Source organism: Streptomyces sp. NPDC051822, assembly GCF_044452745.1.
In the GTDB taxonomy this organism is placed as follows: Bacteria; Actinomycetota; Actinomycetes; order Streptomycetales; family Streptomycetaceae; genus Streptomyces.
Map to the genome: position 1 here is coordinate 36093 of NZ_JBITBZ010000004.1, position 24998 is coordinate 61090.

Genomic DNA, 24998 nt, shown 5'->3' on the forward strand with positions numbered 1-24998 from the left:
GTGCGGGCCCGCCGGGCGGCGGGCTCGCGGTTTTCGGACACGACGGTCGGGCACGCTCTAGCGTGCGTGGCCGCGCTTCAGCTCCATGGCCCGGCGGCCCTCGGCGCCCCTGCGCTTCCAGTCCTTGAGCATCTCGGTGCGCAGCCGGGCGTCGGTCTTGGCCACGATCCGCTGGTTCTCGCGGAGCAGCTTGCGGTAGCTCTCCAAGCGGCGCACGGGCAGCGAGCCGTCCTCGATCGCCGCCGCCACCGCACAGCCCGGCTCCGCCTCGTGGGCGCAGTCGTGGAAGCGGCAGTCGGCTGCCAGCTCCTCGATCTCCGAGAAGACCTGGCCGACGCCCGTCTCGGCGTCCCAGAGGCCGACGCCGCGCAGACCGGGGGTGTCGATGAGGACGCCCCCGCCCGGCAGCACGAAGAGGTTGCGGGTGGTCGTGGTGTGCCGGCCCTTGCCGTCGATGTCGCGGGCGGCCTGGACGGTCATGACGTCCTCGCCGACGAGGGCGTTGGCGAGGGTCGACTTGCCGGCGCCGGAGACCCCGAGCAGCACGGTCGTGCCGCCCGCGACCACGGCGGAGAGCACGTCGATGCCCTCGCCGGTGGTGGAGCTGAGGGGCACCACCTGGACGCCGGGGGCGACCGTCTCCACGTCCTCGACGAGGTAGGAGAGACCGACGGGGTCGGGAACGAGGTCCGCCTTGCTGAGGACCACGGTCGGCTGGGCGCCGGACTCCCAGGCCAGCGCGAGGAAGCGTTCGATCCGGCCGAGGTCGAGCTCGACGGCGAGCGAGACAGTGATGACGGCGTGGTCGACGTTGGCGGCGAGGATCTGCCCCTCGGACCGCTTGGAGGAGGTGGAGCGCGCGAATGCCGTACGGCGCGGCAGGCACGCCCGTACGTAGCGGGGGTCGCCGGCGTCGGCCGGGTCGACGGCCGCCCAGTCGCCGGTGCAGACGACCCGGAGCGGGTCGTGCGGGGTCACGAACGCGGTGTCGGCGCGCACGATTCCCTCGGCGGTGGCGACGTCACACTGCCCGCGGTCGACCCGGACGACCCGTCCGGGGACGAGTCCCTGGGCGGCGTAGGGCGCGAAGAGGGAGGCCCAGCCGGAGTCCCAGCCGTGGGCGTCGAGCAGCGAGGAGTCGGAGATGACGGAGGAAAGCGGGAAAGACAAGGGAAACCCTTCGAAGGGCGGCCCCGGCGGCGCGCTCTGCGCGCGGAATTCGAGTGGGTGTCAGCCGGAGGCCACAGGGGTGGGAACGATGAACTCCTGAATGCGGGCAGAGCCCGTCACCGTGACAGTCATCAATGTCCTCACCTCCTGCTTCTTCTCAACGAGCCAACTCCGGCCCCACGGGGACCGGATGAGCAGAACCTTAGCCCCGCGGACGGCGGCGCGCCACCGATTAAACGGGGGCCTCGCCGCACGACGGCGGTCACGGAGGTGACGCGTCGTGCGGCCGGGGTGCCTGCCAGTCGGCGAGGCCTCCCGCACCCAGGATGCCCGCCGCCTCTTCGACGGCGGCGGTGTCGAGGCGCGCCAGGCCGCGGCGGGCGACACGGGCGACGACGAAGGGGAAGAGCGGCCGCAGGGGTTGCATGAGTCTGAGCCAGGGCGGGCAGTAGACGCCGGCCGCGCGCCGCTCGACACCGTGGCGCAGCCAGCGGGCGACCTGTTCCGCCTCGTGCACGCGTCCGGCGAAGCGCGGCTGGGAGGACCGGAGCGCGCGCAGCACGGGATGTTCGTCGATGCCCTGCGTCATGGCCGTACCGGTCCAGTGCAGGTAGGCGATGCCCACGCCGACCCCTGCCGGCGCCATCTCGGCCCGGAGCGAGAGGGCGAACGACTCCGCGCCCGCTTTCGAGGCACAGTAAGCGCTCATCATCGGAGCGGAGCCGAAAGCGGCGGTGCTGGCGATCTGGAGGAAGTACCCCCGCGTCCGGACGAGCTGGGGAAGGAACACGCGGGCGGTGGTCGCGCTGCCGAGCAGGTTGACGCCCACCACGCGTTCCCACAGCTCCGGGTCGGCGGACTCGAAGGGACCGGTGGCGGCGATGCCCGCGTTGGCGACGACCACGGAGGCCTGACCCATGTCGCCCGCCACCTCGGCGGCCGTCCGCGTCATGCCCGCGCGGTCGGTGACGTCCACCTCGTAGCAGCGCGCGTCCCCCGGCAACGTGCGGGCCACCGAGCGCAGGGTCGCGCTCTCCCTGCCCAGCAGCGCCACCCGCATGCCGTGGGCCGAGAGCTCCCGCGCCAGAGCGGCGCCCACACCACGCGCCGCGCCTGTGACGACGGCGATCCGGCCCTCCAGTACAGACCCGCGCACGGCGTCTCCCTTCCGTCGGCTGCCTCTCGAGTCCACGCCTCGGCGGAGGGGTCGAGATTATCCCGGGCCGTCGCGTCCCGCCCGGCGTGCGGAGGAACCGATCCGGTGGTTGCCTGCCGGGAGAAGGGCACCCGGAAGGAGAGAGCGATGTCCAAGGACAGGAAGATCGGAAAAGGAGACGAGGTCACATGGAGGAGCCACGGTCAGACGGTCACCGGCAAGGTCAAGCGCAAGATCACCAAGCGCACCGAAGCCGCCGGTCGCACCGTCGACGCCTCGAAGGAGGAACCGCAGTACGAGGTGGAGAGCGAGAAGTCCGGCCGCTCCGCGGTCCACAAGCCTGACGCGTTGCGCCGCAAGAACAGGAAGTCGTGACCGGGTCCGATTCGTACAAGACCTCGGTGGGTGCGGCGGCCAGCATGGGAGGCATGGACATCGCACCCCGGGTCACTCCCCGTCTCGACCTCGTCGGCCTCGTCGTCTCGGACATGGCCGCCTCGCTCGCCTTCTACCGCCGTCTCGGCCTGGACGTTCCCGAGGGGGCCGAGTCCGCCCCGCATGTGGAGGTCGCGCTGCCCGGCGGGCTGCGGATCGCCTGGGACACCGAGGACGTCGTGCGCTCCTTCGACCCCGGCCGGCAGCGGCCCGAGGGCGGGAACCGGATCGAGCTCGCCTTCCGGTGCGGTACGCCGGCGGACGTGGACGCGGTGTACGAGGAGCTGGTCGGTGCCGGGTACCGGGGGCATCTGAAGCCCTGGGACGCCGTCTGGGGCCAGCGTTACGCGGTGGTCCTCGATCCGGACGGCTGCGGGGTCTCCCTGTTCGCCGACGCCGCCACCGAGAGCGCGTAGGAGCCGAGCGTCGTTCCCGCCAGGGCCCGCGTCTCGCGCGCGAGATGGGCCTGGTCGGCGCAGCCGGCGCGCAGGGCGGCCTCGGCGTACGGCACTCCGGCGCGGACCAGGGCGAGGGCGCGCTGGAGGCGCAGGACACGGGCGAGGGTCTTCGGGCCGTAGCCGAAGGCGTCCAGGGACCGCCGGTGCAGCTGCCGGGCGCCGAGCCCGACCGCGTCGGCCGTCTCGGCGACGGTCCGGCCGGCCGCGAGCCGCTCGGCGACGGCCCGGATCAGCGGATCGGGCGCGGGCGCGTCGGCCGCCCTGCGCCGTACGAGCTCGTCCAGGGCGGCGGCGGGGTCGGGGGCCTCGGTGATCTGTCCGGCGAGGCGGCGTGCCCCGGCCTCGCCCCAGAGGGCGCCGAGGTCGACCCGCCGGTCGCGGAGTTCACGAGCCGGGACGCCGAAGAAGGCGGGCGCGTCGCCGGGCGCGAAGCGGATTCCCGCGTACCGTGCGGCGGTCTCCCGCGGTACGTACGCGCGCGTGTCGGGTCCGGCGACGAGGAGGTGTCCGTCGGCCCAGATCAGGTCCATGCAGCCGTCGGGGAGGACCGGGCGCGCGCTCTCCGGCGACGCGGCGGCGGTCCGGGTCCACAGGACGGCTCCGTCGAGCAGGGCGGGGCGCTCCACGTACACCCGGGGTCAGTCCTTCTCCCAGCCCGAGTGGAGGCGGGACTTGACGTCGTCCGGGGGGAGGAAGCGGGACCAGCGTTCGGGGAACTCCGAGGGCATGTCCGGGTCGTCCTCGTCGACGTCGTCCGCCTCGGCGCGTACGCGGGCGACGAGTTCCGCCGCCTGGACGGCGCGGGCGCGTTCGTTGGCCTCGCGGGCCGCCGCGGTGGCGACGGAGGGCCAGACGCGGTCGATGGCGGCGTTCACCGCGGCGCCGACGAGGACGGCGAAGGCCGAGATGCCGATCCAGAGGAGGACGGCGATGGGGGCGGCGAGCGAGCCGTAGATCGTCGGGCCCTCGACCTGGCTCGTGAGGTAGATGCGGAGCAGGAAGCTGCCCAGAACCCACATGCCCAGGGCCATCAGGGCGCCGGGGATGTCCTCGATCCACGGCGATCTGACGGGCACGGACACGTGGTAGAGCGTGGTGAGGAAGGCGATGGAGAGCAGGATGACGGCCGGCCAGTAGAGGACGGCGACGACCTCCGTGCCGAAGGGGACGAGTTCGACGACCCGGTCGGGGCCGACGACCGCGAGGGGCAGCACGACGGCTCCGATGAGGAGGGCGACGAGGTAGAGCAGGAAGGCCAGGAGCCTCGTCTTCACGATGCCGCGGTGGCCGTCGAGCCCGTACATGACGGTGATGGTGTCGATGAAGACGTTCACCGCGCGCGAGCCGGACCAGAGGGCGATGGCGAAGCCGAGGGAGATCAGGTCGGGCCGTTTGCCCTGGGTCACGTCGTCCAGGATCGGTTTGGCGATGTCGTCGACACCCCGGTCGGAGAGGACCGTTCCGGCGGCGCGGAGGATGTTCTCCTGGATGCTCGCGACGGTGTCCGTGTTGGTCCAGTCGTCGGCGTAGCCGAGGAGGGCGATCAGACCGAGGAGCAGCGGCGGCAGGGACAGCAGGGTGAAGAACGCGGCCTCGGCGGCGAGGCCGAGGATCCGGTACTCGATGCACGAGTTGACGGTGTCCTTGAGGAGCAGCCAGACCATCTTCCGCTTCGAGACGTTGCGGTAGAGGACGCGCGCGCGGTGGAGCCTGCTCCAGGGCCGCCGCTCGGGCCGTTCGGGTGTTTCGCTTGCTGCCTGCACCTGCTTACCGTATCGGCATGACAGCGACCACCCACACCGTGACCAACCAGGCTCCGCCCCTGGTCGGACATGACGTCTTCGGCAGCGATCGAGTGCTGGCCGAGGCGGTCGAGCGACACCTCGCGCCGGAACTCCTCGACGAGGCCCGCGGTGACCTCGGCGTGCTCGGCAAGGCGGCCGGTTCGGGGCAGATGGCGAAGTGGGGCGAGCGTGCGAACGCGTACCCGCCGCGGCTGCTCACCCACGACCGGTACGGCCACCGGATCGACGAGGTCGAGTTCGATCCGGCCTGGCACCGGCTCCTCGGCAAGTCGGTGGGGGCCGGTCTCACCGACGCGTGGGGCCGTCCGGGTGGTCATGTGCGACGCGCCGCCGGATTCTTCGTGGTGTCGCAGGTGGAGGCGGGGCACGGCTGCCCGCTGTCGATGACGCACGCCGCGGTGCCCGCGCTGCGCACCGAGCCGGAGGTCGCGGAGGTCTGGGAGCCGGCGGCCACCTCGCACGTGTACGAGTGGGGGCTCCGTCCGGTCGCGGAGAAGGCCGGCGTCCTGCTCGGGATGGGCATGACGGAGAAGCAGGGCGGCAGCGACGTCCGGACGAACACGACGGAGGCCCGCCCGCTGGCGGCCGCCGGGGAGTACGTCCTGACGGGGCACAAGTGGTTCTGTTCGGCGCCGATGTCGGACGCGTTCCTCGTCCTGGCGCAGGCCCCGGCGGGGCTCACCTGTTTCCTGGTGCCGCGGGTGCTCCCGGACGGCTCGCGGAACGCCTTCGCGCTCCAGCGGCTCAAGGACAAGCTGGGCAACCGTTCGAACGCCTCCGCGGAGGTGGAGTTCGACGGGACGACGTGGGCGCGCCGCGTCGGCGAGGAGGGGCGCGGCCTTCGCTCGATCATGGGCATGGTCGCGGCGACCCGGCTGGACTGCGTGCTCGGCTCGGCGGCCCTGATGCGGCAGGCGGTGGCGCAGGCCGTGCACCACTGCGCGTACCGCAGCGCCTTCGGCGGGCTGCTGATCGACAAGCCGCTGATGCGGAACGTCCTGGCCGACCTGGCCCTGGAGTCGGAGGCGGCGACGGTCCTGGGCATGCGCCTTGCGGCGGCCTACGACGCGGCCGGCAGTGGCACCCCCGGCGACACAGACGGCGGCAGCGAGGCCGAACGGGAGCGCGCCTTCCTCCGTATCGCCGTGCCGGCGGCGAAGTACTGGGTGACGAAGCGCTGCACGCCGATGGTGGCGGAGGCCCTGGAGTGTCTGGGCGGCAACGGGTACGTGGAGGAGTCGGGGATGCCGCGACTGCTGCGGGAGTCGCCGTTGAACTCCGTCTGGGAGGGCTCCGGGAACGTACAGGCGCTCGACGTGGTGCGGGTGCTGCGGACCGAGCCCGCCGCCCTCGACGCGTTCCTGCGGGAGGTCGGGGAGGCGCGGGGCGCGGACCACCGTCTGGACCGGGCGATCCGGGGCGTCCTGGTCGAACTCGCGGACATGGACGGGATCGAGGCGAGGGCGCGGCGGCTCACGGAGCGGCTCGCGCTGGTCCTCCAGGGCTCGCTGCTCGTGCGGTGGGCGCCGCCGGAGGTCGCGGACGCGTTCTGCGCGGCGCGGCTCGGCGGGGACGGGGGCGCCGCGTTCGGGACGCTGCCGCACACCCTGGACCTGCGGGCGGTGGTGGAGCGGGCGCGGGTGGAGGTCTGACGGGCGCCGGTGGAGGTCTGACGGGCGCCGGCCCGAAGTCGTGCCGCGCGTACCAGGGGTGGACCGCAGGGGGTCGGCACGCGCGGAAAAGCGGGGGTGGTGCTGCGCCGACACGGCACCACCCACCGCTCGCACCACCTTCGCCCAGGGAGCCGGTGGACGACCAGAGTTGCAAAGGGTTGCAGGATTACCCGAACCGGGCCTCGCCGGACGGCGGCGAACGGCACGATGGGCACCGACACTCCGGACATCTGCCCCGTGCAGAACCGATACAGCACCCCGGGTGGCTGGGAGAGACCGATGAAGAACACGCAGCTCGACATGAAGCGCCTCGCCGCCATGGACTCCGTCCAGGCCAGCCGGCTGCTCCACCGGGTGCGCGAGGAGACCCTGGCGGGCCGTACGCCCCCGATCGCGCCCCGCCCGGTGATCGACGCCTCCTGGCAGCGGATGGCCCGGCTCGGGCTCGACCCCGACCAGGGCACGAGCAGTGTGCTGCTCCAGCGGGACGAGCTGGAGGAGCGGCGCAGGAGCACGCTCCTCTCCGAGGTCATGCAGACGCTGAGCAGCGGGCTCGCCGGCATCGCCGACACCTCGCTCCAGATCATGGTGGTCACCGACGAGCACGGCCGCGTGCTGTGGCGGCAGGGGAACGCGGCGGTGCTGCGGCAGGCGAACGGCATCTGTCTGGAGGAGGGCGCGGCCTGGTCCGAGCACACCACCGGAACCAACGCCGTCGGCACGGCCCTCGCCATGGACCGGGCCGTGCAGGTGCACTCGGCCGAGCACTACGTGCACACGCTCCACAACTGGACCTGCGCCGCCGCGCCCGTGCACGACCCGCGCGACCGGCGACTGCTCGGCATCCTGGACGTGAGCGGTCCCGCGTCCACCTTCCATCCGGCGATGCTGGCCCTGGTGGACTCGGTGGCCCAGCTCGCCGAGGCCGAGATGCGGGAGCGGCACCGCAGCTCGATCGAGCGGCTGCGGGCGGTGGCCGCGCCGATCCTGTGCCGGGTGGGCGGCCGGGCCGTCGCGGTGGACACCCACGGCTGGACGGCGGCGGTGACCGGGCTCGCGCCGGTGGACCGGATCCCGCTCCCGAAGTCCTTCAGGTCCGGCCGGATGTGGATGCCCTCGCTCGGCCTGTGCGCGGTGGAGCCGCTGCCGGGTGGCTGGCTGCTCCGGGTGGAGGAGGAGACGCCGGGCGAGGGGGGCCCGGGCGCGACGGCGGCGGCCCGGGTGGTGCTCGACCTGAGCAGGCCGCGCCGGGCGACGGTGGCGGTGTCGGGCGCGGAGGGCAGCTGGCAGCTGGAGCTGAGCCCGCGCCACGCCGAGCTGCTGTACGTCCTCGCGCTGCACCGGGACGGGCGGAGCGCGGCGGACCTCGCGGAGGACGTGTTCGGCGACCGGACGAGGACCGTGACCGTACGGGCGGAGATGTCCCGGGTGCGGCGCAATCTGGCCGGGGTCCTGGCGCACCGCCCGTACCGCTTCCGGGAGGAGGTCGCGGTGGAGGTCCTGCGGCCGGAGCGCGCGGCGGACCTGCTGCCGCACTCCCTGGCCCCGGCGGTGCGGGCAGAGGCGCGTACGTGAGCGGATCGCCGGGTGTCCGCATGACGGACCGGTTGTCCGCCGATACCGAACAGGGTGGGAATCAGCCGCTCCGCATGATGCGATGACCTTATGAGCATCACTCTCACCACCTGGTCCCTCGAACAGACCTCGCCGTCCGACCTGCGCCCCGCCACCCCGCCGCAGGGCGACGACGTGGTCGTCCGGCGCGCCGAGGTGCCCTCGGCGGAGTTCAGCCGCTTCCTCTATACGGCCGTCGGAGGCGACATCCGCTGGAACGACCGCCTGTCGCTGACGTACAAGCAGTGGCAGGAGATCGTCGAGAAGCCGGGGGCCGAGATCTGGGTGGCGTACGACAAGGGGACGCCGGCCGGGTACGTGGAGCTGGACCCGCAGGACGACGGCGCGGTGGAGATCGTCTACTTCGGCCTGATCCCGGCCTTCCGGGGGCGCCGGATCGGCGGCCACCTCCTCTCGTACGGAGCGGCGCGGGCCTGGGACCTGGCCGAGCGGTGGCCCGGGCGGGAGACGACGAAGCGCGTCTGGCTGCACACCTGCTCCCTCGACGGACCGCACGCGATGGCCAACTACGAGCGGCGCGGCTTCCGGCTGTTCGACACCAAGGTCGAGGAGGTCGAGGAGAGCGAGACGCCCGGCCCGTGGCCCGGCGCCCACGCCTAGGGCCGAACGACAGGCCCTAGGGCCGGTCGCTTCCGGCATCCCGACCTGAAGGGGCCCTGATCAGGGCCCCTTTCACGTGACCCACACCACACCATCTCGACAAGCGAGACGACTATGTCCGCATTCTGGACGATGCTGGACTGGGTCCAAAGTCCCGTGACACGCTTCCGTCATGTCTGGAACTGGAATTGCCTTGGTGAGTCGGCGGCACGTCGACCTCGGCCGCATGTCCAGCGCCATCTGTCCGGCGCGCTGAGAGAACCAGCACCGCCGCGATCTCCTCACAGCCCGACTCTGCCCCACCCTGCTGCGCACTGACGCGCCACCCTCTGACCTGAGCGCCAGTGTGCAGGTCAGAGCCGCCCTCTCGCAGTCCCGAAGGACAAGACGCCATGGCCGCCACCCCGGAAAACCCCACTCCCGCCGCCGCCCGCCGCAAGGCCGGGCGCCACCGTGGCGAGGGTCAGTGGGCCGTGGGGCACTTCACCCCCCTGAACGGCAATGAGCAGTTCAAGAAGGACGACGACGGTCTCAACGTACGGACACGTATTGAGACGGTCTACTCGAAGCGTGGCTTCGACTCCATCGACCCCAACGACCTGCGCGGCCGCATGCGCTGGTGGGGCCTCTACACCCAGCGCAAGCAGGGCCTGGACGGCACCAAGACGGGCGTCCTGGAGCCGGAGGAGCTGGACGACGAGTACTTCATGCTCCGCGTCCGCATCGACGGCGGCCGGCTGACCACCGAGCAGCTCAGGGTCATCGGCGAGATCTCGGAGGAGTTCGCCCGCGGCACGGCGGACATCACCGACCGGCAGAACGTCCAGTACCACTGGATCCGCATCGAGGACGTCCCCGAGATCTGGAACCGCCTGGAGGCGGTCGGCCTGTCCACCACGGAGGCCTGCGGCGACACCCCGCGCGTCATCCTCGGCTCCCCCGTCGCCGGCATCGCCGAGGACGAGATCATCGACGGCACGCCCGCCATCGACGAGATCTACCGGAGGATCGTCGGCAACAAGGACTTCTCCAACCTGCCCCGCAAGTTCAAGTCCGCGGTCTCCGGCTCGCCGCAGCTCGACGTGGCGCACGAGATCAACGACATCGCCTTCGTCGGCGTGCACCACCCGGAGCACGGCCCCGGCTTCGACGTCTGGGTCGGCGGCGGCCTCTCCACCAACCCCAAGCTCGGCGTCCGCCTCGGCACCTGGGTCTCGCTCGACGAGGTCCCGGACGTCTACGAGGGCGTCATCTCGATCTTCCGCGACTACGGATACCGCCGCCTGCGCAACCGCGCCCGGCTGAAGTTCCTCGTCGCCGACTGGGGCCCGGAGAAGTTCCGCCAGGTCCTGCAGGACGAGTACCTCAAGCGCGAACTGACCGACGGCCCCGCCCCCGAGCAGCCCGCCGGACAGTGGCGCGACCACATGGGCGTGCACCGCCAGAAGGACGGCCGCTTCTACATCGGCTTCGCCCCGCGCGTGGGCCGGGTCGACGGCGCCACCCTCACCAAGATCGCGGGCCTGGCCGAGCAGCACGGCTCCGGCCGGCTGCGCACCACCGCGGACCAGAAGCTGATCCTGCTCGACGTCGAGGAGGCACAGGTCGAGTCGGCGGTCGCCGCCCTGGAGGCCCTCGACCTGCGGGTGAACCCGACCCCGTTCCGGCGCGGCACGATGGCCTGCACCGGCATCGAGTTCTGCAAGCTCGCGATCGTCGAGACCAAGGCGCGGGGCGCCTCGCTCATCGACGAACTGGAGCGCCGTATCCCGGAGTTCGACGAGCCGCTGACGATCAACATCAACGGCTGCCCGAACGCCTGCGCCCGCATCCAGGTCGCGGACATCGGCCTCAAGGGCCAGCTGGTCCTGGACGACGACGGCAACCGCGTCGAGGGCTACCAAGTGCACCTGGGCGGCGCCCTCGGCCTGGAGGCCGGCTTCGGCCGCAAGGTCCGGGGCCTCAAGGTCACCGCGACCGAGCTCCCCGACTACGTCGAGCGGGTCCTCAAGCGCTTCCAGGCGGAGCGCGAGACCGGCGAGCGCTTCGCCACCTGGGCGTCGCGCGCCTCCGAGGAGGCCCTCTCATGAGCGAGCGCGCCGCACCGTTCCACTGCCCCTACTGCGGCGACGAGGACCTGCGTCCGAACGAGCAGGGTCACGGCGCCTGGGAATGCGCCGCGTGCAGCCGAGCCTTCCAGTTGAAGTTCCTGGGGCTGCTCGCCCCGGGCACTTCAAGCAACAACGCTGGAGGGAAAGAGATATGACGGTCACTCAGGTGAACGAGGACGCGACAGCGGCCGACCTCAAGGCACTCGCCGAACAGGCCGGCCGCGAGCTGGAGGACGCCTCCCCCCTGGAGATCCTCCGGTGGGCGGCCGACACCTTCGGCGACGCCTTCTGCGTCACGTCCTCCATGGAGGACGCGGTCGTCGCCCACCTCGCCTCCCGGGTCCGACCCGGCGTGGACGTCGTCTTCCTCGACACCGGCTACCACTTCGAGGAGACCATCGGCACCCGTGACGCCGTGGACGCCGTCATGGACGTCAACGTCATCACCCTGACCCCGCGTCAGACGGTGGCCGAGCAGGACGCCGAGTACGGCCCCGAGCTGCACGACCGCGACCCCGACCGGTGCTGCGCGCTGCGCAAGGTCAAGCCGCTCGAGGAGGGCCTGACCCGGTACAGCGCGTGGGCGACGGGGCTGCGCCGCGACGAGTCCCCGACCCGGGCGAACACCCCGGTCGTCGGCTGGGACGAGAAGCGGCGCAAGGTCAAGGTCTCCCCCATCGCCCGCTGGACGCAGGACGACGTCGACGCGTACGTCACCGAGCACGGTGTCCTCACCAACCCGCTCCTCATGGACGGGTACGCCTCCGTCGGCTGCGCCCCCTGCACCCGCCGCGTCCTGGAGGGCGAGGACGCCCGCGCCGGACGCTGGGCGGGCCGTGCCAAGACCGAATGCGGGCTGCACGGCTGATGACCACCACCCCTCAGACCTCCCCCGAGACCTCCCACACCTCCCAGGAGACCCACGTGACCGGTGCCACCATCTGGCTCACCGGCCTGCCGAGCGCCGGCAAGACCACCATCGCGTACGAGCTGGCCGGCCGGCTGCGCGGCGAGGGCCACCGCGTCGAGGTCCTCGACGGCGACGAGATCCGCGAGTTCCTGTCGGCGGGTCTCGGCTTCAGCCGCGAGGACCGGCACACCAACGTGCAGCGCATCGGCTTCGTCGCCGAACTCCTCGCCTCGCAGGGCGTGCAGGTCCTGGTCCCGGTCATCGCCCCGTACGCCGACAGCCGCGAGGCCGTCCGCAAGCGCCACCAGGCCGAGGGCACCGCCTTCGTCGAGGTGCACGTCGCCACCCCCGTCGAGGTCTGCTCCGTCCGCGACGTGAAGGGCCTCTACGCCAAGCAGGCCGCGGGCGAGATCAGCGGCCTCACCGGGGTCGACGACCCGTACGAGGCACCCGAGACGCCCGACCTGCGGATCGAGTCCCAGAACCAGACCGTGCAGGAGTCCGCGGCGCAGCTCCACGCGCTGCTCACCGAGAGGGGTCTGCTGTGACCACCGTCGCTCATCTCCACGACGCCACCGACAGCCCGTTCGCGCTGTCGCACCTGGACTCCCTGGAGTCCGAGGCCGTCCACATCTTCCGTGAGGTGGCGGGCGAGTTCGAGCGGCCGGTGATCCTCTTCTCCGGCGGCAAGGACTCGATCGTCATGCTGCACCTGGCGCTGAAGGCCTTCGCCCCCGCGCCGGTCCCCTTCACGCTGCTGCACGTCGACACCGGGCACAACTTCCCCGAGGTCCTCGAGTACCGCGACCGCGTCGTCGCCCGGCACGGACTGCGGCTGCACGTCGCCTCCGTGCAGGACTACATCGACGCGGGCAAGCTCCGCGAGCGCCCCGACGGCACCCGCAACCCGCTGCAGACCGTCCCGCTGACCGAGGCGATCCAGCAGCACCGCTTCGACGCCGTCTTCGGCGGCGGCCGCCGCGACGAGGAGAAGGCCCGCGCCAAGGAGCGGGTGTTCAGCCTCCGCGACGAGTTCTCGCAGTGGGACCCGCGCCGCCAGCGCCCCGAGCTGTGGCAGCTCTACAACGGCCGGCACGCCCCCGGCGAGCACGTCCGCGTCTTCCCGCTGTCGAACTGGACCGAGCTCGACGTCTGGCAGTACATCCAGCGCGAGAAGATCGAGCTCCCCGACATCTACTTCGCCCACGAGCGCGAGGTGTTCGCCCGCAGCGGCATGTGGCTGACCGCGGGCGAGTGGGGCGGCCCGAAGGACACCGAGACGGTCGAGACGCGGCTCATCCGCTACCGCACCGTCGGCGACATGTCCTGCACCGGCGCCGTCGACTCCGACGCCACCACGCTCGACGCCGTCATCGCCGAGATCGCCGCCTCCCGGCTGACCGAGCGGGGCGCGACCCGCGCCGACGACAAGATGTCCGAGGCCGCGATGGAAGACCGCAAGCGCGAAGGGTACTTCTAATGAGCACGTCCACCGAGCAGCTGACCGAGCAGCTGGCGGCCACCACCTTGCTGCGCTTCGCCACCGCCGGCTCCGTCGACGACGGCAAGTCCACCCTGGTGGGCCGCCTGCTCCACGACTCCAAGTCGGTCCTCGCGGACCAGCTGGAGGCCGTCGAGCACGCCTCGCGTTCCCGTGGCCAGGAGGCGCCCGACCTGGCGCTCCTCACCGACGGCCTGCGCGCCGAGCGTGAGCAGGGCATCACCATCGACGTGGCGTACCGCTACTTCGCGACGCCCCGCCGCCGGTTCATCCTCGCCGACACCCCGGGGCACGTGCAGTACACGCGGAACATGGTCACCGGTGCCTCCACCGCCGAGCTGGCCGTGGTCCTGGTCGACGCCCGCAACGGCGTCGTCGAGCAGACCCGCCGGCACGCCGCCGTCGCCGCGCTGCTCCGCGTCCCGCACGTGGTCCTGGCCGTGAACAAGATGGACCTCGTCGAGTACGCCGAGCCCGTCTTCGCCGCCATCGCAGAGGAGTTCACGACGTACGCCTCCGAGCTGGGCGTCCCGGAGATCACCGCGATCCCGATCTCGGCGCTCGCCGGCGACAACGTCGTGGAGCCGTCCGCCAACATGGACTGGTACGGCGGCCCCACGGTCCTCGAACACCTGGAGACCGTGCCGGTCAGCCACGACCTGACGAGCTGCCACGCGCGCTTCCCCGTGCAGTACGTGATCCGCCCGCAGACCGCCGAGCACCCCGACTACCGGGGCTACGCCGGCCAGATCGCGGCCGGTGCCTTCCGGGTCGGCGAGGAGATCACCGTCCTGCCGTCGGGGAAGACCTCCACGATCACCGGAATCGACGCGCTCGGTGAGTCCGTGGACATCGCCTGGGCGCCGCAGTCGGTCACGATCCGGCTCGCCGACGACATCGACATCTCGCGCGGCGACCTGCTCGCCCCGAGCGGTGACGCCCCGGCGACCACGCAGGACATCGAGGCGACCGTCTGCCACGTGGCGGACCAGGCGCTCGCCGTCGGCCAGCGGGTGCTGCTCAAGCACACCACCCGCACGGTCAAGGCGATCGTCAAGGAGATCCCCTCGCGGCTGACCCTCGACGACCTCTCGCAGCACCCGAACCCGGGTCAGCTGGTCGCCAACGACATCGGCCGAGTCGTGGTGCGCACGGCCGAGCCGCTCGCGCTCGACGCGTACGCCGACTCGCGCCGTACCGGTTCGTTCCTGCTGATCGACCCGGCGGACGGCACCACGCTCGCGGCGGGCATGGCGGGCGAGTCGTTCGCCACGACGAAGACCGTCACGGTCGTCGAGGACGAGGAAGGGTGGGACTTCTGATGGCCAGTCAGGACATGTACGCCTCCTTCGCGAAGGAGGGCGGCCGGGTGGGCTCCGGCGCCCTCGGCGCGGGCCGCGGAGGTGTCGCGCGATGTGCGTGCTGACCTCGACGCGCCGCATGTGCGGCGCGACCCCGCTCCACCCGCTCCACGCCGAACGACATAGACGCAGACTTCGAAAACGCTGAATCGAGGGGAAAACCTCCCGTGCCTGCCACCACCCGTACCACCCTGCGCCGCGGCCTCGCCGCCGCCGCCGCTCTGCCGCTGCTGATCGGCGCACTCGCCTCCTGCGGTTACGGCTCCCAGGCCAAGAACGACGAGAAGAAGGTGGCCGCCGAGGGCGCGAAGCTCTCCGCCGACACCGTACGGCTCGGGTACTTCCCCAACCTCACCCACGCCACCGCGCTCGTGGGCGACCAGGAGGGCATCCTCCAGAAGGAGCTGGGCGGCACCAGGCTGGTGCCCACCACCTTCAACGCCGGTCCTTCCGAGATCGAGGCGCTCAACGCCGGCTCGATCGACATCGGCTTCATCGGCCCCTCGCCGTCGATCAACGGCTACGTCAAGACCAAGGGCGCGAACCTGCGGATCATCGGCGGCGCCGCCTCCGGCGGTGTGAAGCTCGTCGTGAACCCCGCGAAGATCAAGACCCTGGACGACCTCAAGGGCAAGAAGATCGCCACCCCGCAGCACGGCAACACGCAGGACGTGGCCTTCCTCAACTGGATCTCCGAGAAGGGCTGGAAGGTCGACGCCGAGAGCGGCAAGGGCGACGTCTCCGTGGTCCGTACGGACAACAAGGTCACCCCGAACGCCTACGCCTCCGGCGCCATCGACGGCGCCTGGGTGCCCGAGCCGACCGCGTCGAAGCTGGTCAGCGACGGCGCGAAGGTGCTGCTCGACGAGTCCGACCTGTGGCCGGACAAGAAGTTCGTGATCACGAACATCATCGTGTCGCAGAAGTTCCTCACGGAGCACCCCGACGTCGTCGAGGCGTTCCTGCGGGGCACGGTGAAGACCAACGAGTGGATCAACGCCAACCAGGACAAGGCGAAGGCCTCGGCCAACGCCAAGCTGAAGGACCTGTCCGGCAAGGCGCTGGGCGCCAAGGTGATCGACGCCGCGTGGCCGTCCATCCAGTTCACCGACGACCCGCTGGCGGCCACGCTCCAGGCGCAGGCGGACCACGCGGTGAAGGCCGGTCTCCTGGAGAAGCCGGAGCTGTCCGGCATCTACGACCTGAAGCCGCTCAACAAGGTCCTGAAGGCCGCGGGCAGGCCCGAGGTCTCCGACGCCGGTCTCGGCGTGAAGTAACAGTCCGCAGCTGATTCCCAGGAGGTGACGACCATGGCCACGACCGCGACGCTCGCCAAGGCCGAGGACCGTGCGGCGGTGACCCATGCCGCCCGCATCGAGCATGTCTCCAAGTCCTTCGGCGGACCCGCCGGCGGGCAGCTCGTCCTCGACGACATCTCGCTCGATGTCGCCCCGGGCGAGTTCGTCACCCTCCTGGGCGCCTCGGGCTGCGGCAAGTCCACGCTGCTCAACCTGGTCGCCGGGATCGACCGGCCGTCCGCGGGGTCCATCGAGACCCCCGGCGGCCGGCCGGCCCTGATGTTCCAGGAGCACGCCCTCTTCCCGTGGCTCACCGCGGGCAAGAACATCGAACTGGCCCTGCGGCTGCGCGGGGTGCCCAAGGCCGAGCGGCGGACCGAGGCCGAGCGGCTGCTCGAACTGGTCCGGCTCGGCGGCTCGTACGGCAAGCGGGTCCACGAACTGTCCGGCGGCATGCGCCAGCGCGTCGCGCTGGCCCGCGCGCTCGCCCAGGACAGCGACCTCCTCCTGATGGACGAGCCGTTCGCGGCGCTCGACGCCATCACCCGGGACGTGCTGCACGACGAACTGACCCGGATCTGGCGGGAGACCCGGCTCTCGGTGCTCTTCGTCACCCACAACGTGCGCGAGGCCGTGCGGCTGGCCGAGCGCGTCGTCCTCCTCTCGTCGCGGCCGGGCCGGATCGCGCACGAGTGGACCATCGACATCCCCCAGCCGCGCCGTATCGAGGACTCCGACGTCGCGGAGCTCTCCCTTGAGATCACCGAGCACCTGCGTGGGGAGATCCGCCGTCATGGCCAGCACTGAAACCAGCCCGAAGGCGCACAAGGCCGATGACCTGGCCGGCCTGGAGGCCGGTCTCGACGCCCTGGACAGCGTGCAGGTCCGGCGGACCCCGGTCCGCGAGGTGCTGCTCAAGAAGGTGCTGCCGCCGGTCGTCGCCGCACTGCTCGTCCTGGTGGTGTGGCAGCTGCTCGTCACCCTTGAGGTCACGGACGCGTACAAGCTGCCCGCTCCGTCCGCGGTGTGGGATAGCCTGACCACGATGTGGCTGGAGGGCACGCTCCTCGAAGTCCTGTGGACCAGCGTCTCCCGCGCCCTGTTCGGCTTCCTCCTGGCCCTGGCCATCGGCACCCCGCTCGGACTCCTGGTCTCCCGGGTGAAGTTCGTGCGCGCGGCGATCGGCCCGATCCTCGCCGGACTCCAGTCGCTGCCGTCCGTGGCCTGGGTGGCGCCCGCCGTCCTCTGGCTCGGCCTCAACGACAGCATGATGTACGCGGTGATCCTGCTCGGCGCCGTCCCGTCGATCGCCAACGGCCTCGTCGCCGGTGTCGACCAGGTCCCGCCGCTCTACCTGCGGGCCGGCCAGACGCTCGGCGCGACCGGGCTCAAGGGCGCCTGGTTCATCGTCATGCCGGCCGCGCTGCCGGGCTATCTGGCGGGCCTGAAGCAGGGCTGGGCCTTCTCGTGGCGTTCGCTGATGGCCGCGGAGATCATCGCGTCCTCTCCGGACCTGGGCCTAGGCCTCGGCCAGCTCCTGGAGAACGGCCGCAACAACATCGACATGGCGGGCATCTTCCTGGCGATCATCCTGATCCTGTTCGTCGGCATCGCCATCGACCTGCTGATCTTCAGCCCGCTGGAGCGCGCGGTGCTGCGCCGCCGCGGTCTGCTCGCGAAGGGCTGAGTCCGGCGTGAACAGGCCTGTCCTCCTCGTCGTCGCCCACGGCAGCCGCGATCCGCGGCACGCGGCGACCGTCCAGGCGCTGGTGCGCCGGGCCGGTGCGCTGCGGCCGGGGCTGCGCGTGGAGACGGCGTTCCTGGACTTCAACCTGCCGTCGGTGACGGGGGTCCTCGACCGGCTCGCCGCCGAGGGGGTACGGGACGTGGTGGCGCTGCCGCTGCTGTTGACCCGCGCCTTCCACGCGAAGGCCGACGTCCCCGCCGTCCTGCGGCAGGCCCCGCCCTCGCTGCGGATCCGGCAGGCGGAGGTCCTGGGGCCCTCGCCGCTGCTGGTCGCGGCGGTGGAACGACGGCTGTACGAGGCCGGGCTCACGCCCGGCGACAAGAGCACGACCGGGGTCGTCCTTGCCTCGGCGGGCTCCACCGACCCGGAGGCGATCGCGGTGATCGCAGAAACGGCGCGGGAGCTGCGGCGCACCGGTTGGTGCTCCGTGCGGCCCGCGTTCGCCTCCGCATCCCTTCCCAGGACCGAGGACGCGGTCCTGGCCCTGCGCGCCGACGGGGTGCGCCGGGTGGCGGTCGCCCCGTACGTGATCGCCCCGGGCCGTCTCCCCGACCGCATCGCGGCGGGCGCGGCGGAGGCCGACGTCCTGGCGGACGTCCTCGGCCCCTCCCCCGAACTGGCAGCGCTGCTCGTGGAGCGGTACGACGGCGCACTTCGTGCCTCGGAGTGCGTGACCGCGGCGGCCGGTTAGGTCCTGCCCTTCGGATCAGGCCGGGTCGAGGCTTCCGGTGCGGGTCCGCTTGAGTTCGAAGAAGTCGGGGTGGGCGGCCAGGACGCGGAAGCCGTCGAAGAGTTCGGCGGCCTGCTCGCCGCGCGGGATCGCGCGCAGGACCGGGCCGAACCAGACGGTGCCGTCGACGTGGATCGTCGGGGTGCCGACGTACGCCCCGGTGTCGGGTTCCCTGCCGGCGTCGTGGTGGCGGCGGACTTCCTCGTCGTACGCGGGGTCGTGGGCGGCCTTCGCGAGCGCCGCGGGGAGGCCCAGTTCGGCGAGGGACTCGTCGACGACGGCGTCGAGGTCGTCGCGCTTCTGCTCGTGGATGCGGGTGCCGTACGCGGTGTAGAGCGGGCGGAGGATCTCCTCGCCGTGCTGTGCGGCGGCGGCCGCGGCGACCCGGACGGGTCCGATCGAGGCGTCGACCAGGGCGCGGTACCAGTCGGGCAGGGTGTTGCCCTCGTTGTGCAGGTACAGGCTCATGACCCTGAAGCGGAGGTCGATGTCCCGGTGCCGTTCAACCTCCAGGATCCAGCGGGAGGTGATCCAGGCGAAGGGGCAGGCCGGGTCGAAGAAGAAGTCGACGGTGGGACGGGTCGCGGTCTCGGTGGTGGTCGTCATACGACCGAATCTAGCCAGCGAATGGCCCGTCGCCCTGGGCCAATCGACAGCCCCCGGGCTGGGCCATTCGGGCCGCTCGGCCCACTCGAGCCGCTCGGGCCGTCAGGCCTCCCGGGTCATCTCCACCAGCTTGACCACGGTGTTCCAGTTGCGGGCGGTGACCACCAGGCCCTTGACGACGGACGGCCGGGTGAGGACGTCGGCCAGCTTCGACCTGCCCAGGCCTTCGGGGACGTGGAGGTAGAGGACCCGGTCGCCGAGGGCGAAGTCCTCGGGGAGGTAGGCGGCGCGGTCGATCCCGGCGAAGCGCTCCGGGTCCGCGGGCCCGGAGAGGTAGAAGGCGTGGAGCTGTTTGCCCTCGAGCTCGGCGGCGGGGAAGGGGCAGGCGGCCGCCACGGCCGCGAGGTAGTCGCCGTCCCGGACGAGGCAGTCGACGCGGAAGCCGAAGCGGCTCTCGATCGCGTCCTCGATCTGGGTGGTGAGCGCGTCCTCGCCGGCGGTGGAGTCGGTGGTGAAGACGGCGTTCCCGCTCTGCAGATGCGTGCGCGCGTTCCGGTGCCCGAGTTCTTCGAGGACGGCCCGCAGCTCCGGCATGGGGACCTTGCGGTGCCCGCTGACGTTGATTCCGCGGAGCAGGAGCGCGTATGTCTGCGTCATGGCCTCACTCTAAGTGGGCCACCGCGCCTCGTGGGGGGCGGCACGGTGGCCGGTTCGAACACTGGCCGATGGAGGGGATCGGGGAGAAGACCCTTCACTCATCTGTGACTTATTCAACAAGGTTTCGTAATCGCGAATCCATCATTTGCGCTGATAGCGGGCGAGCACCCGGTTGCCGTCCTCCACCAGCCTTCTGCGCAGCTCCCCCACGTCGATGGCCCCGCTGTAGTACTCCTGGAAGGCCGGGGTCGCGACCTTGTCCTTCCACTCCGGATAGCCCCGTACCGACTGCGCGGGCGCGGGCCGCAGCCGCTGCGCCACCGCCGCGCCGGTCGCCCAGCCGTCCTCCGCGGTGTGCAGCGAGGGGTCGGCGAGGGCCTTCGTACCGGTGGGCAGCATCCAGTCGCCGCGGGCGAGCCGCACCATGTTCTCCGGCCGGAGGAAGAAGTCGAGGAACTCCGCCGCCTCCTTCTTGTACGGGCTGTCCTCGGCGATCGACAGGGTCTGCGGGGAGACGCCCTGGGCGAGCCCGGCGTCCCCGGCGGGGGCGGGCAGCACGGTCCACTCGAAGCCCTTCGGGGCCTGTTGGGCGATCTGCTGCCGGTAGGCGAAGCCGAGCGGGACCATGGCGTACTTGCCGGCGAAGAAGCCGGGCAGGGTGTCGGAGCCGCCGCTGCCGAGGGTGGTGCGCGGGGCGGTGCGGTCGGTGACGACCAGGTCGTGGATGGTGCCGGGGACGACGGCGTCGGACTCCGTGAAGCGGATGGTGACCCGTCCGTCGGCTTCGCGGTGGAAGAGCCGGCCGCCCGCGGAGAGCCCGAGGTTGAGGCTGACGGAGACCGGTTCCTTGAGGGGCCAGGCGACGGCGTACCCGCCGGGGCCCATGGTGCGGGTGAGGTCCTGGGCGATCTGCCGGAACTCGGGCCAGCTCCAGGGCTTCTCCGGCGTGGGGACGCGGACGCCGGAGGATTGCAGGATCTTCCGGTTGGCGATGATCACGCGCGGTTCCTGGAGGAACGGCACGCCGTAGACGCCCTTGTCGGGGCCGAAGGTGGTGGTCTCCCAACTGCGGGCGGGGATGTCGGCGCGCAGCCGCTCGGACAGCAGTGGGCGCAGGTCGGCGAGGTGGCCGCCGTAGGCGAAGTCGGCCAGGTCGTCGGAGGCGTCGTGGATGAGGTCGGGGGCCTCGCCGCCCTCGAAGGAGGTGAGGAGCTGGTCGTGGACGGAGTCCCAGCTGCCCTGGACGTAGTCGATCTGGACGCGGGGGTGGGTGGCGTTCCATTCGTCCACGAGCTGCCGGTTGGCGTCGACGGACTCCTTCTGCCAGGCGAGGGACTGGAAGCGGAGCCGTACGACTCCGTCGTCGGGGCCCTTGTCGCCGGCCGTGCATCCGGTGAGGAGCAGGGCGAGCGCGGCGGCGGCGGTGAGGATCCTCCTCATGACTTCACCGCCCCGGCCATCATCCCGCCGGTGATCCGTCGCTGGAGGAGGGCGAAGACGACGAGGGAGGGCAGCGTCGCGAGGAACGCCGCCGCGGCGAGCGGGCCGAGGTCGGCGACGCCCTCGGCTCCGAGGAAGTGGGTGAGGACGACCGGCAGGGTCTGCTTCTCCGGGGTCTTGAGCAGGACGAGCGCGAAGAAGAACTCGTTCCACGCGGTGACGAAGGCGAAGAGGGCGGTGGCGACGATGCCGGGGGCGAGCAGCGGTGCGGTGACGGAGACGAGGGTGCGCAGCCGCCCCGCGCCGTCGACGGCGGCGGCCTCTTCGAGCTCGGCGGGGACGGCCCTGACGTATCCCATGAGCATCCAGAGGGCGAAGGGCAGCGACCAGACCACGTAGACCAGGACGAGGCCGAGGACGCTGTTGACGAGGTGGAGGTTCTTGAGGATCAGGAAGAGCGGGATGATCACCAGGACGAAGGGGAACGCCTGGCTGATCACGACCCAGCCGGTGGCGGCCGAGGCGAGCCTGCCCCGGTGGCGGGCCGTGACGTAGGCGAGCGGGGTGGCGACGGCGACCGCGATGAGGGCGGCGGAGACGGCGGCGATCAGGCTGTTCACGGCGGCCCTGAGCAGGGGCTGTTCGTCGAAGGCCTGCCGGAAGTTGCCGAGCGTGGGGTCCTCGGGGATCCAGGTGGGGTGGAGCGAGGCCAGCTCGGGCGCGGGCTTGAAGGCGGTGGAGACGAGCCAGAGGAAGGGGAAGGCGAGGAAGACCAGGTACGCGAGGAGGGCGAGGTACTGGCCGATCCGCGCGGGTCCGCTCGTCCGGAGGGCGCTCACCGGTCCTGGTCCCCTTTCAGCCGGCGTACGAGGGAGAGGGCGATGAGCACCGAGACGGCGGCGATCATCACGCAGCCCATCGCGGCGGCGTAGCCGAACTGTCCGTAGCGGAAGGCCTCTTCGTAGGCGAAGAGCATGGGGAGCCGGGTGCGGCCGCCGGGTCCGCCGCTGGTGAGCACGTAGACCAGGGCGAAGGAGTTGAAGTTCCAGATGAGGTTGAGGGCGGTGATGGCGAGGGCGACCGGTCGGAGTGCGGGCCAGGTGACGGTGCGGAAGCGGCGCCAGGCTCCGGCGCCGTCGAGAGCGGCGGCCTCGTGGAGTTCGCGCGGGGTGTTCTGGAGGCCGGCGAGCAGGGCGACGGTGGTCTGCGGCATGCCGGCCCAGACGCCGACGACGATGACGGCGGGGAGTGCGGTGGCGAGCCCGGACAGCCAGTCGTGGCCCTCACCGAGGCCGAGGTTCCGGAGGGTCTCGTTGAGGATGCCGGCGTCGGGGTTGTAGACCAGCCGCCACATGATGCCGACGACGACCTCGGGCATCGCCCAGGGGATGATCGCGAGGGCCCGTGCCAGCCAGCGGAAGCGGAGCTTCTGGTTGAGCAGGAGGGCCAGGCCGAGGGCGAGGAGGAACTGCGGGACGGTCACCCCGACGGCCCAGACCACGCCGACGCGGAACGAGTCCCAGAAGAGGGTGTCGTGCAGCAGGTCCTGGAAGTTGAGGGTGCCCGTCCACCGGGTGGCCTGGGTGCGGCCCGACTGGGCGTCGGTGAAGGCGAGCGCGATGCCGTAGAGCAGCGGGCCGACGCTGAGGACCAGGATGGGCAGGAGCGCGGGGAGCACCAGGAACCAGGCGCCGAAGTCGGGGCCTCGGGGGCGTGCCGCGCGGACGGTGCGCGGTGTCCGCGTCCCGTCCGGCCGCTTCGTCGCGGTCGCCGAGCTCATCGATCCGACCCCCGTCCGCTGCCTCCGCCGCCGTGGGAACCCCGTCATGGTCCTGACGGGTCGTCGGGCCGTCAAGGCGGCCTGCGGGGTGAGCTGCGTGGATGCGAGACTTTGGCTCAAACGCACAGGTGAGGGAGAGGTCGATGGACGAGGCGCGGGCGCGGGAGATCCTGGCGGCGGCGGGGCCGCCGGTCGGGGAGGCGCGGCTGCTGTCGCTCGGGGAGAACGCGGTCCTCGCCGTCGGCGATCTCGTGGTGAAGGTCGGCCGGGACGCTGAGCTGTTCGAGCGGGCCGAGCGGGAGCTGGCGCTCGCCGGCTGGCTCGCCGAGGCCGGGGTCCCGGCGGTGCGGGCCGCCGAGGGGAAGCCGCGTCTGGTCGAGGGGCATCCGGTGACCTTCTGGCACCGGCTGCCCGAGGCGGTGCGGCCCACGGAGCCCCGGGATCTCGCCCCGCTGCTGCGGGCCGTGCACGCCCTGCCGGAGCCGGTGGGGTTCACGCTGCCCCGCCGTGAGCTGCTCGGCGGGGTGGAGCGGTGGCTGCGGCTGGCGGGGGACGCGATCGACCCGGCGGACGCGGCGTTCCTGCGGGAGCGGCGCGACTCCTTCGCCCCGGCGGCGGCGGCCCTGACCCCGCATCTGCCGCCGGGCCCGATCCACGGCGACGCCCTCCCCCGGAACGTCCACGTCGGTCCCGAGGGGCCGGTCCTGGTGGACCTGGAGACCTTCTCCTCGGACCTGCGCGAGCACGACCTCGTGGTCCTCGCGCTCTCGCGTGACCGGTACGGCCTCGATCCGGCGGCGTACGAGGCGTTCACGGAGGCGTACGGCTGGGACGTCCGGGAGTGGGAGGGGTGTGCGGTGCTGCGGGGGGCGCGGGAGACGGCGAGCTGCGCGTGGGTGGCGCAGCACGCGCCGGCGAACCCGAAGGCACTGGCCGAATTCGAGCGGCGGGTGGCCTCACTGCGGGACGGCGATCCCGAGGTGCGCTGGTACCCGTTCTGACCTCTTGGCTGCTCCCTCTTCTGGAGGAGAGGTGGTCGGGCACGACTGGGGCTCGTGAGTGGCGCAGGGACTCGCGCAGTTCGTGCCGGACCGGGTGGCGAGCGCGACGCTCATGTCGGTGGGCGACATCGCGGCCGGGTTCCCGCTGGATCAGCCCGAGAGGGTGAACGAGCTGCCGCCTCGTTCCTCGAGGAGAACGGTCAGGAAAGGACGGGTACGGCGTCGCGCAGGGGCCAGACCGGGTCGATGACCGCCTCCGTGTCGCCCTTGCGGCGCAGGAAGGCCTGGAAGTTCTCGGCCCAGGCGCGGTACCAGACGATCTGCCGCTCGTGGAGTTCGGCCGGGTGCATCGCGGCGACCTCGGGGTGCCGCTCGGCTATCGCGACGGCGACCCGGACGGCGGCGAGCGCGTCGGCGGCGGCCTGGTGGGCGGCTTCGAGGACCACCCCGTACTCCCCGCAGACCGCTTCGAGGTTCCGCTTGCCGCGCCGGTAGCGGTCGACGGCCCGGTCGATGGTGTACGGGTCGACGACGGGTCCGATGCCCGCGCCGCCGAGCCGCTCGCCCAGCGAGCGCAGTCCGTGGCGGCGCAGCTCGGCGGAGAGGAGCGTCAGGTCGAAGGTGGCGTTGTACGCCACGACCGGCACGCCCTGCTTCCAGTACCCGGTCAGGGTCTCCGCGATCTCGTCGGCGACCTCCCGGACCGGGCGGCCCTCGGCGGCGGCCCGCTCGCTGCTGATGCCGTGGATGGCGGAAGCCTGTTCGGGGATGCGGATGCCGGGGTCGGCGAGCCAGTCACGCTGCCGGACGACCCGTCCCTCGTGGACGGCGACGATCGAGGCCGTCACGATCCGGGCCTCCAGCGGATCGGTGCCGGTGGTCTCCAGGTCGAAGCCGACCAGTGTCTCCCCATGCCAAGCCATC

General features: G+C 71.8%; 27 protein-coding genes. 17 read left to right on the plus strand and 10 right to left on the minus strand.

All coding sequences use genetic code 11. From position 1 onward, the window contains the following. Positions 1 to 57: 57 nt before the first annotated feature. Together rsgA and ACIA8N_RS15175 are read right to left on the minus strand one after the other, a co-directional pair. A complete protein-coding gene (rsgA, locus tag ACIA8N_RS15170) occupies positions 58 to 1170 on the minus strand; it encodes a ribosome small subunit-dependent GTPase A (protein WP_365780687.1) in 1113 nt (370 codons plus the stop codon). Between the two features lie 262 nt (positions 1171 to 1432). After that, the gene (locus ACIA8N_RS15175) at positions 1433 to 2326 is read right to left on the minus strand and encodes an SDR family oxidoreductase (protein WP_365780686.1); all 894 of its coding nucleotides are present in this window, start codon (positions 2324 to 2326) and stop codon (positions 1433 to 1435) included. Positions 2327 to 2473: 147 nt separating this feature from the next. Between ACIA8N_RS15175 and ACIA8N_RS15180 the strand changes: the two genes are divergently transcribed. Further along, on the plus strand, positions 2474 to 2701 hold the full coding sequence (locus ACIA8N_RS15180; RefSeq protein WP_365780685.1) for a DUF2945 domain-containing protein: 228 nt from the start codon (positions 2474 to 2476) through the stop codon (positions 2699 to 2701). Between the two features lie 53 nt (positions 2702 to 2754). Next, positions 2755 to 3177 carry a VOC family protein gene (locus ACIA8N_RS15185; protein ID WP_399416443.1) on the plus strand — a complete coding sequence of 141 codons (423 nt, stop codon included), beginning with the start codon at positions 2755 to 2757 and terminating at the stop codon, positions 3175 to 3177. On the opposite strand, the gene ACIA8N_RS15190 is transcribed toward ACIA8N_RS15185, so the two are convergent. Further along, positions 3105 to 3851 (minus strand): DUF6597 domain-containing transcriptional factor, encoded by a 747-nt coding sequence (locus tag ACIA8N_RS15190; protein WP_365780684.1) that lies wholly within the window; start codon positions 3849 to 3851, stop codon positions 3105 to 3107. The genes ACIA8N_RS15185 and ACIA8N_RS15190 overlap by 73 nt on opposite strands. Before the next feature lie 6 nt (positions 3852 to 3857). Then, positions 3858 to 4982, minus strand: coding sequence for a YihY/virulence factor BrkB family protein (locus tag ACIA8N_RS15195; RefSeq protein WP_365780683.1), 1125 nt, complete (start codon positions 4980 to 4982; stop codon positions 3858 to 3860). A 17-nt stretch (positions 4983 to 4999) separates the two neighbouring features. Between ACIA8N_RS15195 and ACIA8N_RS15200 the strand changes: the two genes are divergently transcribed. The 14 genes from ACIA8N_RS15200 (at position 5000) to ACIA8N_RS15265 (ending at position 18551) form a co-directional block, all read left to right on the plus strand. Further along, entirely contained in the window at positions 5000 to 6676 is a 1677-nt protein-coding gene (locus tag ACIA8N_RS15200; protein ID WP_365780682.1) for an acyl-CoA dehydrogenase family protein, read from the plus strand. Positions 6677 to 6976: 300 nt separating this feature from the next. Then, positions 6977 to 8272 (plus strand): GAF domain-containing protein, encoded by a 1296-nt coding sequence (locus ACIA8N_RS15205; protein WP_365780681.1) that lies wholly within the window; start codon positions 6977 to 6979, stop codon positions 8270 to 8272. A 90-nt stretch (positions 8273 to 8362) separates the two neighbouring features. Beyond that, positions 8363 to 8932 carry a GNAT family N-acetyltransferase gene (locus tag ACIA8N_RS15210; protein WP_365780680.1) on the plus strand — a complete coding sequence of 190 codons (570 nt, stop codon included), beginning with the start codon at positions 8363 to 8365 and terminating at the stop codon, positions 8930 to 8932. A gap of 172 nt (positions 8933 to 9104) precedes the next feature. Further along, entirely contained in the window at positions 9105 to 9188 is an 84-nt protein-coding gene (locus tag ACIA8N_RS15215) for a putative leader peptide (protein WP_310591794.1), read from the plus strand. A gap of 136 nt (positions 9189 to 9324) precedes the next feature. Continuing rightward, complete coding sequence (locus tag ACIA8N_RS15220) at positions 9325 to 11022, plus strand: nitrite/sulfite reductase (RefSeq protein ID WP_365780679.1); 1698 nt, start codon at positions 9325 to 9327, stop codon at positions 11020 to 11022. Beyond that, on the plus strand, positions 11019 to 11198 hold the full coding sequence (locus ACIA8N_RS15225) for a hypothetical protein (protein ID WP_078623323.1): 180 nt from the start codon (positions 11019 to 11021) through the stop codon (positions 11196 to 11198). The genes ACIA8N_RS15220 and ACIA8N_RS15225 overlap by 4 nt, the downstream gene beginning before the upstream one ends. Continuing rightward, positions 11195 to 11911 carry a phosphoadenylyl-sulfate reductase gene (locus tag ACIA8N_RS15230; RefSeq protein WP_365780678.1) on the plus strand — a complete coding sequence of 239 codons (717 nt, stop codon included), beginning with the start codon at positions 11195 to 11197 and terminating at the stop codon, positions 11909 to 11911. Before ACIA8N_RS15225 ends, ACIA8N_RS15230 begins: the two co-directional genes overlap by 4 nt. Then, the gene (gene cysC / locus ACIA8N_RS15235; protein ID WP_030549537.1) at positions 11911 to 12501 is read left to right on the plus strand and encodes an adenylyl-sulfate kinase; all 591 of its coding nucleotides are present in this window, start codon (positions 11911 to 11913) and stop codon (positions 12499 to 12501) included. Before ACIA8N_RS15230 ends, cysC begins: the two co-directional genes overlap by 1 nt. After that, positions 12498 to 13433: a sulfate adenylyltransferase subunit CysD gene (cysD, locus tag ACIA8N_RS15240; RefSeq protein ID WP_030146760.1), complete on the plus strand. Its 936-nt coding sequence runs from the start codon at positions 12498 to 12500 to the stop codon at positions 13431 to 13433. Before cysC ends, cysD begins: the two co-directional genes overlap by 4 nt. Next, entirely contained in the window at positions 13433 to 14776 is a 1344-nt protein-coding gene (locus ACIA8N_RS15245; RefSeq protein WP_030549535.1) for a sulfate adenylyltransferase subunit 1, read from the plus strand. Before cysD ends, ACIA8N_RS15245 begins: the two co-directional genes overlap by 1 nt. Positions 14777 to 14982: 206 nt before the next feature. After that, positions 14983 to 16092, plus strand: coding sequence for an aliphatic sulfonate ABC transporter substrate-binding protein (locus ACIA8N_RS15250; RefSeq protein ID WP_365780677.1), 1110 nt, complete (start codon positions 14983 to 14985; stop codon positions 16090 to 16092). A gap of 33 nt (positions 16093 to 16125) precedes the next feature. Further along, entirely contained in the window at positions 16126 to 16920 is a 795-nt protein-coding gene (locus ACIA8N_RS15255; RefSeq protein WP_365780676.1) for an ABC transporter ATP-binding protein, read from the plus strand. Beyond that, complete coding sequence (locus tag ACIA8N_RS15260) at positions 16907 to 17800, plus strand: ABC transporter permease (RefSeq protein ID WP_365780675.1); 894 nt, start codon at positions 16907 to 16909, stop codon at positions 17798 to 17800. The genes ACIA8N_RS15255 and ACIA8N_RS15260 overlap by 14 nt, the downstream gene beginning before the upstream one ends. 7 nt (positions 17801 to 17807) lie before the next feature. Continuing rightward, on the plus strand, positions 17808 to 18551 hold the full coding sequence (locus ACIA8N_RS15265) for a sirohydrochlorin chelatase (protein ID WP_365780674.1): 744 nt from the start codon (positions 17808 to 17810) through the stop codon (positions 18549 to 18551). Positions 18552 to 18566: 15 nt separating this feature from the next. On the opposite strand, the gene ACIA8N_RS15270 is transcribed toward ACIA8N_RS15265, so the two are convergent. The 5 genes from ACIA8N_RS15270 to ACIA8N_RS15290 form a co-directional block, all read right to left on the minus strand. Beyond that, complete coding sequence (locus ACIA8N_RS15270; RefSeq protein WP_365780673.1) at positions 18567 to 19196, minus strand: DsbA family protein; 630 nt, start codon at positions 19194 to 19196, stop codon at positions 18567 to 18569. Between the two features lie 102 nt (positions 19197 to 19298). Then, positions 19299 to 19853, minus strand: coding sequence for a DUF1697 domain-containing protein (locus tag ACIA8N_RS15275; protein ID WP_030549524.1), 555 nt, complete (start codon positions 19851 to 19853; stop codon positions 19299 to 19301). A 141-nt stretch (positions 19854 to 19994) separates the two neighbouring features. Beyond that, complete coding sequence (locus ACIA8N_RS15280) at positions 19995 to 21293, minus strand: ABC transporter substrate-binding protein (protein ID WP_030549523.1); 1299 nt, start codon at positions 21291 to 21293, stop codon at positions 19995 to 19997. Continuing rightward, positions 21290 to 22132 (minus strand): carbohydrate ABC transporter permease, encoded by an 843-nt coding sequence (locus ACIA8N_RS15285; RefSeq protein ID WP_365780672.1) that lies wholly within the window; start codon positions 22130 to 22132, stop codon positions 21290 to 21292. The genes ACIA8N_RS15280 and ACIA8N_RS15285 overlap by 4 nt, the downstream gene beginning before the upstream one ends. Further along, positions 22129 to 23073, minus strand: coding sequence for a sugar ABC transporter permease (locus tag ACIA8N_RS15290; RefSeq protein ID WP_365780671.1), 945 nt, complete (start codon positions 23071 to 23073; stop codon positions 22129 to 22131). The genes ACIA8N_RS15285 and ACIA8N_RS15290 overlap by 4 nt, the downstream gene beginning before the upstream one ends. 143 nt (positions 23074 to 23216) lie before the next feature. Here ACIA8N_RS15290 and ACIA8N_RS15295 point away from each other — a divergent pair, with 143 nt between their 5' ends. Next, complete coding sequence (locus tag ACIA8N_RS15295) at positions 23217 to 24074, plus strand: aminoglycoside phosphotransferase family protein (protein WP_365780670.1); 858 nt, start codon at positions 23217 to 23219, stop codon at positions 24072 to 24074. A gap of 200 nt (positions 24075 to 24274) precedes the next feature. Here the strand turns inward: ACIA8N_RS15295 and ACIA8N_RS15300 are convergent, their stop codons facing one another. Further along, a complete protein-coding gene (locus ACIA8N_RS15300; protein ID WP_365780669.1) occupies positions 24275 to 24997 on the minus strand; it encodes a 3'-5' exonuclease in 723 nt (240 codons plus the stop codon). Position 24998: the final 1 nt, after the last annotated feature.

Bases quoted from the DNA above. Each gene is read 5' to 3' on its own strand.
- ACIA8N_RS15230 (WP_365780678.1), top strand. From the start codon at position 11,195: ATGACGGTCACTCAGGTGAACGAGGACGCGACAGCGGCCGACCTCAAG.
- ACIA8N_RS15245 (WP_030549535.1), top strand. From the start codon at position 13,433: ATGAGCACGTCCACCGAGCAGCTGACCGAGCAGCTGGCGGCCACCACC.
- cysC (WP_030549537.1), top strand. From the start codon at position 11,911: ATGACCACCACCCCTCAGACCTCCCCCGAGACCTCCCACACCTCCCAG.
- ACIA8N_RS15255 (WP_365780676.1), top strand. From the start codon at position 16,126: ATGGCCACGACCGCGACGCTCGCCAAGGCCGAGGACCGTGCGGCGGTG.
- ACIA8N_RS15300 (WP_365780669.1), bottom strand. From the start codon at position 24,997: ATGGCTTGGCATGGGGAGACACTGGTCGGCTTCGACCTGGAGACCACC.
- ACIA8N_RS15215 (WP_310591794.1), top strand. From the start codon at position 9,105: ATGTCTGGAACTGGAATTGCCTTGGTGAGTCGGCGGCACGTCGACCTC.
- ACIA8N_RS15185 (WP_399416443.1), top strand. From the start codon at position 2,755: ATGGACATCGCACCCCGGGTCACTCCCCGTCTCGACCTCGTCGGCCTC.
- ACIA8N_RS15260 (WP_365780675.1), top strand. From the start codon at position 16,907: ATGGCCAGCACTGAAACCAGCCCGAAGGCGCACAAGGCCGATGACCTG.
- ACIA8N_RS15295 (WP_365780670.1), top strand. From the start codon at position 23,217: ATGGACGAGGCGCGGGCGCGGGAGATCCTGGCGGCGGCGGGGCCGCCG.
- ACIA8N_RS15220 (WP_365780679.1), top strand. From the start codon at position 9,325: ATGGCCGCCACCCCGGAAAACCCCACTCCCGCCGCCGCCCGCCGCAAG.
- ACIA8N_RS15290 (WP_365780671.1), bottom strand. From the start codon at position 23,073: ATGAGCTCGGCGACCGCGACGAAGCGGCCGGACGGGACGCGGACACCG.
- ACIA8N_RS15200 (WP_365780682.1), top strand. From the start codon at position 5,000: ATGACAGCGACCACCCACACCGTGACCAACCAGGCTCCGCCCCTGGTC.
- ACIA8N_RS15205 (WP_365780681.1), top strand. From the start codon at position 6,977: ATGAAGAACACGCAGCTCGACATGAAGCGCCTCGCCGCCATGGACTCC.
- ACIA8N_RS15275 (WP_030549524.1), bottom strand. From the start codon at position 19,853: ATGACGCAGACATACGCGCTCCTGCTCCGCGGAATCAACGTCAGCGGG.
- ACIA8N_RS15280 (WP_030549523.1), bottom strand. From the start codon at position 21,293: ATGAGGAGGATCCTCACCGCCGCCGCCGCGCTCGCCCTGCTCCTCACC.
- ACIA8N_RS15225 (WP_078623323.1), top strand. From the start codon at position 11,019: ATGAGCGAGCGCGCCGCACCGTTCCACTGCCCCTACTGCGGCGACGAG.
- ACIA8N_RS15180 (WP_365780685.1), top strand. From the start codon at position 2,474: ATGTCCAAGGACAGGAAGATCGGAAAAGGAGACGAGGTCACATGGAGG.
- ACIA8N_RS15210 (WP_365780680.1), top strand. From the start codon at position 8,363: ATGAGCATCACTCTCACCACCTGGTCCCTCGAACAGACCTCGCCGTCC.
- ACIA8N_RS15270 (WP_365780673.1), bottom strand. From the start codon at position 19,196: ATGACGACCACCACCGAGACCGCGACCCGTCCCACCGTCGACTTCTTC.